The following is a 15,236-nucleotide window of genomic DNA, read 5'->3' as shown; positions in this document are numbered from 1 at the left end:
ACCTCTCACCCCGGCGTTAACGCTGAAACGCGTAGACACTGCCTAAGTCTAGCAGCTTCGTCAGCTCATCCAGCGCGGTGCGCCCTTCACGCAGCAGTTGCGGGTCGGCTAAATCGGCCTGGGTTAGGCGATCGCGGTAGTGGCGATCCACCCAATCGTTGAGCGTGGCAAACAGGCGATCGTTCATTAGCACCGCCGGATTCAGCGCCTGACGCTCGGTTTCGGTTAACACCACGCGCAGACGCAAACAGGCCGGGCCGCCGCCGTTGAACATGCTTTCACGTAGATCGAAAACTTTCAGTTCACGAATCGGCCCGCCACTCTCCACCAGCTCGGTGAGATAACGCCACACGCCCGCATGCTGGCGCGACTCTTCGGGCAGCACCAGCAGCATACCGCCGTCGGCACGCTGCAATAGCTGGCTGTTAAACAGATAGGTATTGACCGCATCGGTCACCGAGACTTTATCGCGCGGCACTTCAATCGGCTGGAAACCGTTGACGCGCGCGGCGAGGTCGTTCAGCAACTGCGGCTGATTAACAAAGGCATCCTGATGGCAGAACAGCACCTGCTGATTGCTCACCGCAATCACATCGTTATGAAACACGCCCTGATCGATCACCGCCGGATTTTGCTGGGCAAACAGCGTGCGTTGCGCATCGAGCTGATGTAAACGCGCCACCGCTTCGCTGGCTTCACGGGTTTGGCGCGCCGGATAACGTGCCGGTGTTGCGCCCTGCTGCTGACCATCGCGGCCATAAATAAACAGCTGCACGCCCGCATCGCCGTAATCACTGCCGAAGCGATTGTGATTGGCCGCGCCTTCATCACCGAATTGCGCTACCTGCGGCAGCGCATCGTGCACGCTGAAGTGCTGAGGGTTACGGAAAATGGCGCGCAGCAGATCGGCAGTTTCCGGCGCCTCAATGGCGCGATGGAATTTGTTATTCAGATTGGCAACGGTGAAATGCACGCGACCATCGGCGCTATCCGCCGACGGCGACACCGTGGCGGCATTGGCCACCCACATTGCTGAGGCGGAGCTGGCCGCCGACAGCAGCTGCGGCGCCTGCTTCGCCGCCTGCGCCAGCACCTGCTCATCGCTGCCGTTAAAACCGAGCTGGCGCAGCAGCGGCAGATTAGGACGCTCGTGCGGTGGGATCACGCCCTGCACGTAACCCATATCCGCCAGCGCTTTCATCTTCAGCAAGCCCTGCTTCGCCGCCAGACGCGGGTTCGAAGGTTGCAGCTGATTGCGCGTCGAGGCTTCATTACCAAACGACAATCCCGCGTAGTGATGTGTCAGACCGACCAGCCCATCAAAGTTAGCTTCAAACGCTTTCATTATTTCGCTCCCTGCGCCGAGAAATCGAGGCCCGGCGATAAACTGCCCGGCAGCGCCAGGCTTGGGCTCTCCAGCGACGCCATTGGCCACGCGCAGTAATCAGCGGCGTACCACGCACTGGCACGATGATTCCCCGAGGCGCCAATGCCACCAAAAGGTGCGGTGCTGGCCGCGCCGGTCAGCGGTTTGTTCCAGTTAACAATACCGGCGCGCGCCTCCAGCAACAGCTGATCAAACTGCGCACGCTGCGGCGAAATCAGGCCGCATGACAAGCCATAGCGAGTGTTATTGGCGATGGCAATCGCCTGCTCGAAGCTGTCGTAGCGAATCACCTGCAGCAGCGGACCAAACACCTCTTCATCCGCTAACTCTTTCACTTCGGTCACATCAATGATGCCCGGCGTAATGATGGCGCTGTCGCGATCCGGCCAGTGCATGCCGAGCAACACTTTCCCGCCCTTTTCCACCTGCTGCTGCCAGGCAGCAAAAATATGTCCGGCGGCGACGGGTGAAATCACGCTGCCCATAAACGGCTGTGGCTCGGCATTCCATGCGCCAGGCTGCAAGCGCGCGCTGACTTCAACCAAACGCTGCAGGAAGGCATCGCCCGCCGCGCCGCGCTTCACCAGCAGACGACGCGCACAGGTGCAGCGCTGTCCGGCGGTAATAAAGGCCGACTGAATAGCGATATGTACCGCACCATCGAGATCGGAAGGATCTTCGACAATCAGCGCATTGTTGCCGCCCATCTCCAGCGCCAGCATTTTTTCTGGCTGCCCGGCGAACTGACGATGCAGGTGATAGCCGGTGGCGGCGCTGCCGGTAAACAGCAGTCCATCAATTTGCGCCGCATTCGCCAGCGCCTGGCCGGTTTCACGACCGCCCTGCAGCAGCGCCATCACGCCCGCCGGTAAACCGGCTTGCTCCCACAGCTGCACGGTTTTTTCTGCCGTCAGCGGCGTCAGCTCGCTCGGCTTAAACACCACGCAGTTCCCCGCCAGCAGAGCCGGCACGATATGGCCGTTCGGCAGATGGCCAGGAAAATTATATGGACCAAACACCGCCAGCACGCCGTGCGGACGATGACGCAACGAGCTCTCGCCGTCGGCCTGTTCGCCGGTGCGGCTGTGATAGGCCTTAATCGAAATGGCGATTTTATTGATCATCGCCTGCACTTCGGTCAGCGTTTCCCAGCGCGGCTTGCCGGTTTCCTGGGCGATAGTTTCCGCCAGCGCGGTTTTATGGCTTTCAAGCAGACGGGCAAAACCTTCCACCAGCGCCTGACGTTCCGCAAACGGTTTTCTCGCCCACTGCGGGAACGCCGCGCGCGCCGCTTCACAGGCCGTAGCCACTTGTGCTGCCGATGCCGCTTTGCCCTGCCACAGCGTTTCGCCGGTTACCGGATTGTGTTTGCTCAGGGCATCAGCGCCGCCGGTTAGCCATTGACCTTGAATAAAATGCGTCATGCTTTTTTCTCCTCGCGACACAGCGTGACCACACGCAGTTGATCGCCAATGTTGCAGTGCAGCGCCGCGCGCTGGCTTTCAGTCAGTTTTACCGTGCCAGATGCCATATCCACCGGCAGCAGCGCCACGCGGAAATGCTGGTAATCGGCGTTCGCCACCAGACACAGCGGCCAGCTTTCATCGGCGGCACCGCTTTCAGCGGTTAACTGGCGACTCTTGCGAATGGCACGGATGCGATCGATTTCGCACTCCAGCGTCGGGCCGCCGTCGAAGATGTCGACATAGTTGAGATAGCGGAAGCCTTCCGCCTCCAGCACCGCACGCGCCGGTGCGGTTTTCGGATGGACTTCGCCAATCACTTTTTGCGCCGCTTCAGACAGGTAATGAATGTAGAGCGGATGTTTGGGCATCAGCTCGGCGATAAAGGCTTTCTGCCCGGTGCCGCTGAGGAAATCGGCTTTGCTGAACTCCATCGAGAAAAAGCGACTGCCGACACTGTCCCAGAAGGGCGAGTGACCATTGTCATCACTGACGCCACGCATCTCCGCCACCACGTGCTTCATAAAGCGGTCGCGGAAGTTGGCCATAAACAGAAAACGCGATTTCGACAGCAGATGGCCGTTTTTGCCATCGCGGTAATCAGGATCCAGGAACAGCGTGCACAGCTCGCTGCTGCCGGTATGATCGTTGCTCAGCGACAGCGTCGGCAGGCTGGCATAGACATTCAGCTCTTTCGAAGCGTGCACCTGCGTGCCGACGCGAAAGTTGTACCAGGGATCCTGCAAACCTACCGCCGCTTCGATGGCGCAAATGCCGACGGCGCGATTGTCTTCGCTGTCGGCCAGCACAAACACATAGCCTTGCTCGGCAGGCGGCAGCGCACCTTGCCAGGTGAGCAGCGAACGCTCAATACGGGCTTTGAGCGTATCGCTATCCGCAGGCAGCGAGGTTAAGCCGCCTCCGGTTTTGCCCGCCAGCGACAACAACTGCGAGAGATCGTCACGTTCGACGGGGCGAATCACCATCATGATGTGGCTCCTTTGAGCACGCGTTCACAGGCACGTTCGAAGCGTGCCAAACCTTCTTTTACTTCACGCTCGCTGATGTTCAGCGCTGGCGCGAAACGTACCACGTTGGCACCGGCAATCAGCACCATCACGCCCTCTTCGGCCGCAGTGAGGTTGAACTGTTTGGCTTTACCGGCGAAATCGTCGTTCAGCACCGCGCCAATCAGCAGCCCCAATCCGCGTACTTCTTTAAACACCGGCAGACGCTGGTTCAGTTCCTGCAGCGCAGTAACAAACCATTGATGGCGCTCGGTCACGCCGGCCATAAACGCTGGCTGGTTGATCAGCTCCATCACTTTGCCCGCGACTGCGCCCGCTAGCGGGTTGCCGCCGTACGTGGTGCCGTGCGTGCCCACGCCCATTACCTGCGCTAAATCTTCACGCGTCAGCATGGCGCCAATCGGGAAGCCGCCACCCAGCGCTTTGGCGGTGGTTAACACATCCGGCGTCACCCCATAATGCATGTAGGCGTACAGTGAACCGGTACGCCCCACGCCGCTCTGTACTTCATCAAAAATCAACACCGCATGATGCTTATCGCAGAGTTCGCGCAATCCGCGCAGGAAAGACGGATCGGCTGGCAGCACGCCGCCTTCACCCTGAATCGGCTCGACGATCACCGCGCAGGTTTGGTCATTGATCAGCGCGGCCGCCGAGGCCAGATCGTTGAAATTAGCATGCTCAACTGCTGGCGGCAGCGGCGCAAAATCACGGGAATAAGCCGGTTGTCCGCCCGCTGTCACGGTAAACAGCGTGCGACCGTGGAAAGCATTATTAAAGGCAACGATGCCATTTTTCTCAGCACCGAAACGGTCATGCGCGGTTTTACGCGCCAGCTTCAGTGCTGCTTCATTCGCTTCAGCGCCGGAGTTACAGAAGAAAACGCGGTCGGCAAAGGTGGCATCAATCAATTGTTTGGCGAGACGCAGGATCGGTTCATTGGTGTAGCCGTTACCGGTATGCCACAGTTTGCTCGCCTGTTCGGTTAGCGCCTGCTGCAACGCGGGATGCGCATGACCCAGGGCGTTAACCGCAATGCCACCGGCGAAATCGATATACTCTTTACCTTGCTGATCCCACAGCGTAGAACCTTCAGCACGAACCGGTACAAAAGCCGCGGGTGCATAAACTGGCATCATCCATTGATCAAAATTTTGACGCGAAACCTGCTGTGACATAGCCCTTTCTCCTGCTTCACACCCGGTGAAGCCTTTGTTTTGAAATTGTTAAAAATGTTAAGTGGCAGCTCTACTGTATCTTGCAGATAGCGTGCCAGCCAGCCGCAAAAATGCATAAACGCCTTGCCACTACGAAATATCAATAACTTAACCAGTGCGGCTATTCACATTAATTGCATAAAAAGTGAATATCAGTCTGATGCAGGCTGAATAGCAGCAATTTATTTAGCGGATTTATGCATCCGCAAAATGAAATATTGCTTTTGTGATCGGGCAGGAAATATTTCGCCAAATTAATGCGATAAACGCACTTTTTTGGGGCGAAATGTGCCTGATTGGTGCAGGAAAGTGTTAGCGCGGTGCAGATTTAGCATGGAGTAGATTAATCGGTCTTTAACATTTACATGGTCAAATTGAATATTATTTCGCCAGTTCGTTATTAAACGAAACCAAAATAACATTTTGTGACCAAGGTTATTATCAGAACAGAAATAAACAGACACAAAGCCATGAACCCGATAATTACCATGCTAACGATTAGCTGGATTCAGATATTTGCTATTGAACAATTATGCATAGGCTTGTGCTATTTCACGAACAAGCTAGTTACTTTATTTACGCATCTTTAATTTTTAAATTATCGAATAAAATCATTAATATAACTATTTAAACATTCATATCCCTTGTTGTTTTAGGGATAAGTTTAACCAATACAAAATTCCATATAATGGAATTTAAGATTAAAAATCACACAAAAAGTTAACGAGAAATATTTAGTTACATATATTGCACTGTCGATCTTGAACCTTTTGTGTCATTTTCTTTTCACCCCGAATAAGGGGACAAAATTAAAAAATATCACAGGGTAAAAATTAAATGATGAAGCGCTCCTTACTGGCAGCAGTGATGCCTTTACTGCTGGGACTTTCTTCGGCTCAGGCCGCCGAAATCTATAACAAAGATGGCAACAAGCTAGACCTGACTGGCAAAATTAACGTCTCGCATCTGTTCTCAGATAACGATGCAGCAAATGGCGACACCTCGTCTTATACCCGTCTGGGTTTTAAAGGCGAAACCAAGATCAACGATCAACTGACCGGTTACGGCCAGTGGCAGTATCAGTACAGCCTGACCAACTCTGAAGGCAGCGATGCCAACGTCGGCAATAAAACCCGTCTGGGCTTTGCCGGTCTGAAGTTCGGTCAGTTTGGCTCGATCGATTACGGTCGTAACTACGGCCTGATTTATGATGTGCTGGGCGTTACCGATATGCTGCCATTCTTCGGCGGTGATTCCGGTTATACCGATGCGTTCCTGTCTGGCCGCTCTGGTGGCGTGCTAACCTGGCGCAACAAAGATTTCTTTGGTCTGGTGAAAGGCTGGAACGTTGCAGCTCAGTACGAAGGTAAAAACGATCGTAGCGATCAAACGCTTACAGTGCGCCGTTCAAACGGTGATGGCTTCGCGCTCTCTACTTCATACGACTTCGATTTCGGTCTGAGCTTGCTGGGTGCTTACGCCAGCCTGGATCGCACCAATGCGCAGAACCTGGCAGCGCGTGGTGACGGTGAAAAAGCGCAGCACTGGACTGCGGGTGTGAAATACGACGCAAACCAAATTTACCTGGCAACCATCTACGGCGAAACGCTGAACGCGACGCCAATCACGGGTGGTTTTGCTAACAAAGCGGTTAACTTTGAAGCGGTTGCACAGTACCAGTTCCTGAACGGTCTGCGTCCTTCAATCGGCTACGTATCCTCTAAAGCTAAAGACGTTGAAGGTATTGGCGACGCTGACATCTTCAAATACGTTGGTGTTGGCGGGACTTACTACTTCAACAAAAACATGTCTGTGTATGCTGAATACAAGATTAACCTGTTGAAAGATAACAATGCGCTGAACATCCCAACTGACGATGTCACCGCAGTAGGTCTGGTTTACCAGTTCTAAGTTGCTTTACCCTCATTGCTATTCGGCTAGTGTCGGCTGAATATGCGCAAAGGGCAGCGAAAGCTGCCCTTTTTTATTGGCGTGATGCGATTACGGCGCCATCAAATCAAAGCGATTGTCATCACCCTGATCCAATGAGAACGGCGGCTGCAATTGCAGGACGATTTCGTTCGAAGTGACGCGATTCTGTTTGCTGTCTTCTAATACCACCGACAAGCGATAACTGTTATGCGCGCCAGGCGAGCTATCCCACGCGGGCAAGATTACGCTCCAGCCTTGAGGATCGTTGGGATTAGCACCCGGCGTCAGGCTCAGTGCCTGCGTATCGCCCTGCCACATCACTTTAGCGATCGGATTGGTGCTGCGGATCTGCAATTTCAGCGGCAAACTTTCTCCGCCATTCAGCTGCCACGGTGGCGTGGCGAGAAACACCGACAGCGTTTTACGCTGGCGATATTCCAGCACCGGCGTATAGCTACGCGTCACGTTATCATAGCGACTTCCGCGCAGTGAGTGCGCCGCCGCCACGTTATCCGGACTAAGCTGCTGGCTGAGCGCCACGCCAAAGCGATAGTTGAGGCGCAAACCGAGCTGATCCTGGCTCTCACCGCTGTCGCTGGTTTTGTGGCTGGCGGATAAGGTCACCAGCGGCACGGGCGTGTAAGTGACGCCAAAGGTCAACGCCGACGGATTGTGGTAGCGATTGCCGGAGCTAAACAGATCGACGTTATCGCCAAGATATTGCTGCCAGCTCACTGATGCACCGAGCTGGCGATACTGCGGCAAATAGCCCTGGGTGGTGAAATCGTAGCCGCGCGCCATACGCTGCTGCTGGAAAGGATTGCGATCCTGCCAGCCTGAGAGCGGCGTGTAATAGTTGGCGGAGAAGCGCAGATAATCGCCCCACGCTTCGGTACCCAGCGAGGCGCGCTGCAGGCCGCTGCTGAACATGCGGTCCACAAAGCCGTTGTAGCCCAGCTGCCATTTACCCGCCATCCAACGCTGGCCGAGACCCACATTGCCCACCAGCCCATCATCGGTTTGATGGAAACCCACCTGGCTGAAGGTCAAATAGCGATAGTTATCTGCCCACGGCGTCAGCAGCGAAGCACCGCTGCCGTTAAAGTTGCCATCGATGTCCACGTTGAAGTCGATCTGCGCGTTGCCATACGGCGACAGCAATGATTGACCTTCATTGACCAGACGATTTCCTACTTCATCGCGGAAATGATTAAAGGCCCAAAGACCGGCCTGCTGGCTTAACGAATTGTCGTCTGTGCTGTTCTGGCTGGCTTCGCCAATGCTTTTGGCAATGGTCGCCAGCTTTTTGTTGAACGCTTCGGTTTCGTCCTGATATCCCAACGCAGGTAACTGATCGGCCATTTTCTGAAAACGTGTGGGATCGCTAAACGGCGCATCGGCGAGTTTAGTGTCAGAAATCAACGCCAGCGCAGGCGCGGATGCAGCAAGTAATGAAAAACCAGAGAGATATCGCACGCTTTTGAGTGATAACAAAGTAGATAACATAGCTAAAAATAGGGTTCGACCCAGTTCAGAATTTGAGGTGGCTCACAAAAGTGCATAAGTCTACCCTAGCATATTCTGATGCAAGTGCCGGAAATGTCTGGTTTCGATTAAGACAATGGCGGGTATTTTCGGATTTGTAGAGTGCGCATTCGTGCGCATCTGGAAACCAGGTCGCCATAAATGGCGCCCCTACGGATGCAGCGATTGTTTCGTAGGGTGCCCATTTATGGGCACCTGAAAGCCAGGTTGCCATAAATGGCGCCCCTACGGATGCAGCAATTGTTTTGTAGGGTGCCTATTTATGGGCACCTGGAAATCACGTCACCATAAATGGCGCCCCGGCGAATGCAGCGATTGTTTCGTAGGGTGCCCATTTATGGGCACCTGGAATACCAGGTCGCCATAAATGGCGACCCTACGGATGCAGCGATTGTTTCGTAGGGTGCCCATTTATGGGCACCCTACGGTGAACTATCAGGAGAAGATTAAACCGCCATCCACATTGATGGTCTGCCCGGTGATATAGCGTGCATCGTCAGAAGCGAGGAAAGCCACCAAACCGGCGACATCTTCCGGCTGCCCCGCGCGCTTAAGCGGGATATTTTCCACCCACTCCGCCATAAGCTCGCCTTTGCCATACTGCTTTTTATCGCTGCTGAGGATCTCGCCCCACACGCGATCGTTGTAGTCCCACATTTCACTCTCGATGATGCCCGGACAGAAGGCGTTCACCGTGATATGCCATGGCGCCAGCTCCAACGCCAGGCTCTGGGTAATCCCGATCACGCCCATCTTGCTGGCCGCATAGTGCGGGGTATAAATGAAACCCTGCCGTCCCTGACCGGACGAAGTGTTAATCAGGCTTCCGCTGCCCTGCTTGACCATATATTTCGCCGCTTCGCGGCAGCACAACCACACGCCCGTGGTGTTCACCGCAAGGATCTTCTCGAAATCGCTTTTCGGCATCGAGTCGAAGCGATCGATGGTGATGACGCCCGCATTTTGAATCGACACATCAATGCTGCCGAAACGCTCAGCCGCCTGCTGATAGAGCTGCTTTACCTCATTTTCATCGGTAACATCGACCTGCAGCGCCAGAATCTCACTACCAAACTGCTGCTCGATTGTCTGCGCAGTGCTGAAGACGCGCTCCGAATTTGACACCATCACCAACCGCGCGCCGTCGCGGGCAAAACGCGCCGCAATGCCAGCGCCAATACCTCGGCATGCGCCGGTAATCACCACCGTTTTTCCACTAAAATCGCGTGTCATATTGCCTCCTGTTATCCATGTGTCGCTTCAGGCAGGGCGGCCGATTGCTGCTTTTTTTCATGTCTGCGCAGCAGCACCACCTTACTTTGTAATTTTTGCTGGAACTGGTCGATCACCACCGCAGTAACAATCACCAGACCTTTGATCACCATCTGCCAGAAATCGCTGACGCCCATCATCACCATGCCATCGGCGAGGAACACGATGACAAAAGCGCCGATAATCGAGCCCGAGACCCGCCCGCGTCCGCCCGCCAGCGCCGTGCCACCCAGCACCGTGGCACCGATGGCGTCCATCTCAAACATGTTGCCGGTCATCGGGTGCGCGGTTTGCAGCTGTGACGCCACAATCAAACCGACCAGCGCGGCGCACAAACCGGAAAAGGCGTAGACAAACACTTTGACCTTGATAATCGGCACACCCGCCAGGCGCGCCGCCGATTCGTTGCCGCCGGTGGCGTAGATGTATCGACCGAGCGGCGTTTTGCGTGTCAGATACAAACCCAGCAGCAGGAAGCCGAGCATCATCCATATCGGGATATACACGCCCAATACCGAACCGGAACCGAGCAAGGCGAAACCGGTGTTGCCGAGCGCTGGTGTGCCGACAAGGTTGGCATAGGTGCTGCCATCGTTGAACAGCAGTGCCGCGCCGCGTGCCACGTACATCATGCCGAGCGTACAGATAAAGGGCGCTACGCCGAGTCGCGTGACCACCGTGCCATTAATCAGCCCCAGCGCCACGCCAAACAGCGCCACCACCAAAATCACTTCTGGCACGTTGAAGAACAGCACGTTGCCGCCCCATAGCGGTACGCCGTTAGTAAGCAGCGCACCCGCTACCATGCCGCATATGCCCGCCACCGCGCCCACGGACAGATCGATGCCGCCGGTCAAAATCACCAGCGTCATGCCGATCGCCAGCAAGCCGGTGATCGCCACATGCTGCGTCATGATCAGCAGGTTGGAGGTGGTGAGAAAGTTAGGCACCATAAAGCTGAAGAAACTCACCACGATTAATAAGGCAATAAAGGTGCGCGCCTTAAGCAGGTACATGTAGATCAGGTATTTTTGATTCATCGTTTTACTCTCCAGCGGGCTCAATCATGCGGCGTTGAGGCGCTAATCAGGGCTTCGCGCGTGGCCGCCGCGCGCGGTAAATCGGCGGTGATACGACCATCCGCCATCACCAGAATGCGGTCAGCCAGCGCCATCACTTCATCCAGCTCGGACGAGGAGAACATCACTGCCAATCCCTGCTGCGCCAGACTGCCAATCAGGTGATAGACGTCGGTTTTGGCGCCCACATCGATGCCGCGCGTCGGCTCATCCAGCAGCACCACCTGCGGCCCGGTCATCAGGGCTTTGCCCAGCACCACTTTTTGCTGATTGCCACCGCTTAACGAGGTGATCGGCAATTCGGCATCGCTGACTTTGATGGCGAGATGGCCAATCATTTCATCAACGCGGCTCTTTTCTTTGTGCGGATTGAGCATGCGCCAGCAGCGGCGGAAGCCGCGCAGACTGAGATCGCTGAGCGTCATATTGGCGGTGATCGACATCAGCTGCACCACGCCTTCGGTTTGACGATCTTCCGGCACCAGCGCGATACCTTTTTTCAGTCGCTGCTGGAAGCTGCGCTTCTCCAGCGCTTCGCCGTTCAGACTGACGCTGCCCGACTGACAGTGCATCATGCCAATCAGCCCTTTGAACAACTCGGTGCGCCCGGCGCCCAGCAAGCCGTAGATGCCAATCACTTCGCCTTTGCGCAGCGAGAAAGAGACATCATTGAGTTTGTAGCCGCCATTTTGATGTAGCGCGGTGAGCCCGTTCACGCTGAGTACCGTTTCGCCCTGGGTCGCTGGTTGGTAATCGAAGTGTTTCTTCTTGTCACCCACCATCTGCTCGATGATCCACGGAATCGAGGCGTCGCGGACTTCGCGTTCACTGATAAAGCGTCCGTCGCGGAAGATGGTGATGTGATCACCAATCTCCATCAGCTCTTCCAGTCGATGTGAGATATAGATGATGGTGACGCCGCGCCGTTTTAGCTGGTCAATGACGTTGAACAGCACCTTCACTTCTGACTGGCTGAGCGCGCTGGTCGGTTCATCCATGATCAGCACGCGCGTATCTTTTGACAGCGCGCGGGCGATCTCCACCAGCTGCTGATGGCCGATACCGAGTTCAGCCAGTGGCGCGTAGGGATCGACATCCAGTTCCAGCCGTTCCAGCAGCGCTTTGGCCAGTGAATATTGGTACTTTTCGTTGATCACACCGCGCTGGAAAAACTCATTGGCCATGAAGATGTTGTCCATCACATTCATGTTGGGAAACAGGTTCAGCTCCTGAAAGATAATGCTGATGCCCTGTTTTTCCGCCTGATGTGTGGAGCTCAGCGACACCGCTGCGCCGTCCAGCAGAATCTCGCCCGATGACGGAATCTCCACGCCCGCCAGCATTTTCATCATGGTGGATTTGCCGGCGCCGTTTTCGCCAATCAGCACGTTAACCTTGTTGCGATAGACGCGGTAATTAACCTGATCCAGCGCGGTGACGCCGGGATAGATACGCGACACGTTGCGGGTTTCAATAATCACGTCATGTTGAGGCTGTTGCATATCCGCTCCTTACTGACGTGTAATCGCCGCAGGTGTCACATTCGGCACCTGCTCCGGCATATCGAAGCTGCTAAACACGCCTGCAAGCTGCACTTTGTCACCCACTTTGGGCTTGAAAGCACTCATCATGTTCGCCGCTTGCTGATTGATTGCGCGGCTGTAGTCGCCGAACAGCACCTGATCGTTAAAGTCCTGATAGCTGGCACCTTTATAGGCATCACGCAACACCGTGCCGGGAAAAATCGGGCCAACCTGCACCGTGATGTTGTCACCGGACACATCCTTGACCGTCATCCGGCCATTACGCGACGTGGTGTTGACGGCGGTGACTTCGCCGCTCACGTTGACACTGAACACACACGGGTTCTCTTCCTGACTGCGATAGCCGTAGGTTTTACAGGCGCTATCAAAATCTTTGGCGGACTTAAGCGCATTCAACAACTCAGCCACCGGCTTCGCATCATGCTGAATCTGCGGCACCAGCTTCTGTTGCCACGTTTGGGCAATATTGCCCATTTTGGGATTGGGAGGATTTTTCAGGTCGGCCAGCTCCTGCTGCGACACAATGCGGCAACCGCTAAGGATCACGACAGGAAGCAGTAACCAGAGTCGTCTGTGCATCACATTCTCCTGGGCGCCCGATAGACGGGCGCACCGCATTGATTACGACTTGAAGTTAAAGTCCTGCACGCCTTTGGCGTTGTCTGGCGTGATGAGAATGCCGCGGAACATCACGCGTTGCTTCTCAGGCTTGGTGCCTTTCTGAATAAAGTTGTCGAGGTCGGTCACGCCCTGTGCGGCGATGGCTTGCGCCTGCAGCATCACTGTGGCTTTCAGGTCGCCTTTTTCCACCGCGTCACGTTCATCATTGCTGCCGTCAATGCCGACCACGATGACGTCGTTACGGCCCGCCGCTTTCAATGCCGCAATCGCGCCCAGCGCTACCGGACCGTTACCGCAGATCACCCCTTTCACATCCGGATGCGCCTGCAGAATGCTGTCCATAATGCGTTTGCCGTCAATCAGCGTGCCTTTGGCATCCTGACGCGCGACGCTTTTCATGTCTGAATATTGGTCGAGCACCTGATGGAAGGATTTAGAGCGTGTGACGCAGTTGTTGTCGGCAAGGTTGCAGGTGAGTTCCGCGTAACTGCCCTTCTCCCCCATTTTCTCAACAAACACGTTGGCCACGTCAGATCCGGCCTGGAAGTTGTTGTGGGTGATTTGCGCCAGCGCTACGTCGTCTACCGGGATTTCACGGTTGATCAGCACCACCGGAATGCCGGCATCTTTGGCTTTTTTAATGGCGGCCACGCTGGCAGTGGAGTCGGCGTTATCCAGCACGATGCCCTGCACCTTTTTGCCGATGGCGGCATCAATCAGTTCACTTTGTTTTTTCACATCTTCGCCATGCGACAGCACGCTGGTTTTATAGCCCAGCTGCTGCGCTTTGAGGTTGGCACCTTTGGCTTCGGAGGCGTAATACGGGTTATCCAGCGAGTTTACCAGAATCATGATGGTGCCTTTATCGGCAGCGAAACTGGCTTGGGAGATCATGCAACTGGCAATGGCAGTTAACAGCAGGGTACGTTTTTTCATGGTGAGGTTCTCTCATTGTTATATTGGGTCACGCAGGGTCAGCCGTTCTGGTGTTGGCGCGGCTTACCAGATGGTAAAGCCACCGTCGATCATTAAATCTGCGCCGGTGATCATGTCGCTGCCGTTGCTGGCGAAGAACAGCACTGCGGCGGCGATTTCGTCGGTATAGGCAAAGCGTCCGAGTGGGATCAGCTTTTTCATCTGCTCGCCCTTCTCGCCGCGCCAGGCTTTTTCACCCATCGGCGTCAGCACCACGGTGGGCGATAAGGTATTAACGTTGATGCGATAGGGAGCGAACTCTTTAGCCATCACTTTGGTCATGCCGAGCAGACCGGCTTTGGCTGAGGTGTAGGCAACGTGGTTATCGATCGCGATAGAAGCGGCCTGCGAGGCGATATTGATGATTTTGCCGCCGTTACCGGCGCGCACCATGCGTTTACCGGCCGCCTGCGAGCAGAGGAAAGGTCCGGTAAGATTGACGTCGATCTGCTTCTGCCACTCGGCAAAATCGGTTTCTAACACCGGTTGCAACATCACGTAGCCCGCGCAGTTCACCAGGATATCAATCTGACCGTAATGCTGTTCGACGTTATCAAATGCCGCTTCAACCGAAGCTGGGTCGGTCACGTCGCAGCACACCAGCAGCACACGATCGGCAGCAAACTGATCCTGCACGCCAGCCACTTTGTCGCTTTCGAAGGGCGGATAGAGCAGCGCCAGCCGTGCGCCCTTCTCCAGCAGCATGGCATTACTGGCCATCGCAATCCCGCCCAGCCCGCCGGTGACCACCGCCACTTTGCCGGTTAAATCCTGCTCAATGTTCACGCCGTAGCGCAGGTTAACGTCATATTCCCCACTCATCGTCTCTCTCCATAATGGTGTACGGCGGCTCTGGTTACGGCTGGCCGGGTTATCGTTTTGGCAAATATCATTTTCGAACAAAAATATAAGCTATCGTTTAATAATGGTTTGTGGAGGAGATCAAATTTCATACAAATCGCAGCAAGAAAAATTATCCCCATGATTTTATTAGATTTGCTTAAATTGCTGAATTTATGACATGGAGAGAGCTGCTAGTGGCTTTCTGCGAAATCAATCGCATAGCAAATGATGATTTTCATTCGAAAATGATTAGTTCTGGAAGCTGCCTCGCAAATGCCCAAAACGCAGAGTAAAATCAGCTCGGGTTTCCTTATTGGCGAAACCAGACCG

At 54.9% G+C, this 15,236-nt stretch carries 12 protein-coding genes; 1 reads left to right on the top strand and 11 read right to left on the bottom strand.

Annotated features, from left to right (window positions below; genetic code table 11):
• Window positions 1-16: 16 nt before the first annotated feature.
• Genes astB through NR302_RS08310 form a run of 4 tightly spaced genes read right to left on the bottom strand, consistent with a single transcriptional unit; the run spans window position 17 to window position 5,056 of the window.
• Window positions 17-1,345, bottom strand: a complete 1,329-nt coding sequence (gene astB, locus NR302_RS08325) for an N-succinylarginine dihydrolase (protein WP_258144979.1) — start codon at window positions 1,343-1,345, stop codon at window positions 17-19.
• Complete coding sequence (gene astD / locus NR302_RS08320; RefSeq protein ID WP_258144978.1) at window positions 1,345-2,811, bottom strand: succinylglutamate-semialdehyde dehydrogenase; 1,467 nt, start codon at window positions 2,809-2,811, stop codon at window positions 1,345-1,347. Before astD ends, astB begins: the two co-directional genes overlap by 1 nt.
• A complete protein-coding gene (gene astA / locus NR302_RS08315; protein WP_154152525.1) occupies window positions 2,808-3,839 on the bottom strand; it encodes an arginine N-succinyltransferase in 1,032 nt (343 codons plus the stop codon). The genes astD and astA overlap by 4 nt, the downstream gene beginning before the upstream one ends.
• Window positions 3,836-5,056 carry an aspartate aminotransferase family protein gene (locus tag NR302_RS08310; protein WP_154183270.1) on the bottom strand — a complete coding sequence of 407 codons (1,221 nt, stop codon included), beginning with the start codon at window positions 5,054-5,056 and terminating at the stop codon, window positions 3,836-3,838. Before NR302_RS08310 ends, astA begins: the two co-directional genes overlap by 4 nt.
• An 876-nt stretch (window positions 5,057-5,932) precedes the next feature.
• Between NR302_RS08310 and NR302_RS08305 the strand changes: the two genes are divergently transcribed.
• The gene (locus tag NR302_RS08305) at window positions 5,933-7,006 is read left to right on the top strand and encodes a porin (protein WP_308713866.1); all 1,074 of its coding nucleotides are present in this window, start codon (window positions 5,933-5,935) and stop codon (window positions 7,004-7,006) included.
• A 90-nt stretch (window positions 7,007-7,096) separates the two neighbouring features.
• Here NR302_RS08305 and NR302_RS08300 read toward each other — a convergent pair whose 3' ends face one another.
• From NR302_RS08300 to NR302_RS08270, 7 genes are all read right to left on the bottom strand, one after another.
• Window positions 7,097-8,533: a YchO/YchP family invasin gene (locus NR302_RS08300; RefSeq protein WP_258144977.1), complete on the bottom strand. Its 1,437-nt coding sequence runs from the start codon at window positions 8,531-8,533 to the stop codon at window positions 7,097-7,099.
• A gap of 474 nt (window positions 8,534-9,007) precedes the next feature.
• The gene (locus NR302_RS08295; RefSeq protein ID WP_258144976.1) at window positions 9,008-9,805 is read right to left on the bottom strand and encodes a glucose 1-dehydrogenase; all 798 of its coding nucleotides are present in this window, start codon (window positions 9,803-9,805) and stop codon (window positions 9,008-9,010) included.
• A gap of 11 nt (window positions 9,806-9,816) precedes the next feature.
• A complete protein-coding gene (locus NR302_RS08290) occupies window positions 9,817-10,884 on the bottom strand; it encodes an ABC transporter permease (RefSeq protein ID WP_008102883.1) in 1,068 nt (355 codons plus the stop codon).
• A 20-nt stretch (window positions 10,885-10,904) separates the two neighbouring features.
• A complete protein-coding gene (locus NR302_RS08285; protein WP_258144975.1) occupies window positions 10,905-12,425 on the bottom strand; it encodes a sugar ABC transporter ATP-binding protein in 1,521 nt (506 codons plus the stop codon).
• 9 nt (window positions 12,426-12,434) lie between these two features.
• Window positions 12,435-13,046 (bottom strand): DUF2291 family protein, encoded by a 612-nt coding sequence (locus NR302_RS08280; protein WP_258144974.1) that lies wholly within the window; start codon window positions 13,044-13,046, stop codon window positions 12,435-12,437.
• Between the two features lie 42 nt (window positions 13,047-13,088).
• Entirely contained in the window at window positions 13,089-14,024 is a 936-nt protein-coding gene (locus tag NR302_RS08275; RefSeq protein ID WP_008102877.1) for a D-ribose ABC transporter substrate-binding protein, read from the bottom strand.
• A gap of 63 nt (window positions 14,025-14,087) precedes the next feature.
• Complete coding sequence (locus NR302_RS08270; RefSeq protein ID WP_154194788.1) at window positions 14,088-14,885, bottom strand: GolD/DthD family dehydrogenase; 798 nt, start codon at window positions 14,883-14,885, stop codon at window positions 14,088-14,090.
• Window positions 14,886-15,236 lie beyond the last annotated feature (351 nt).

The sequence above is a fragment of the Pantoea sp. SOD02 genome, assembly GCF_024707505.1.
Lineage (GTDB): Bacteria > Pseudomonadota > Gammaproteobacteria > Enterobacterales > Enterobacteriaceae > Pantoea > Pantoea symbiotica.
The sequence above is the reverse complement of the archived record's forward strand: the minus strand, read 5'-3'. Positions and strand labels throughout refer to the sequence as shown.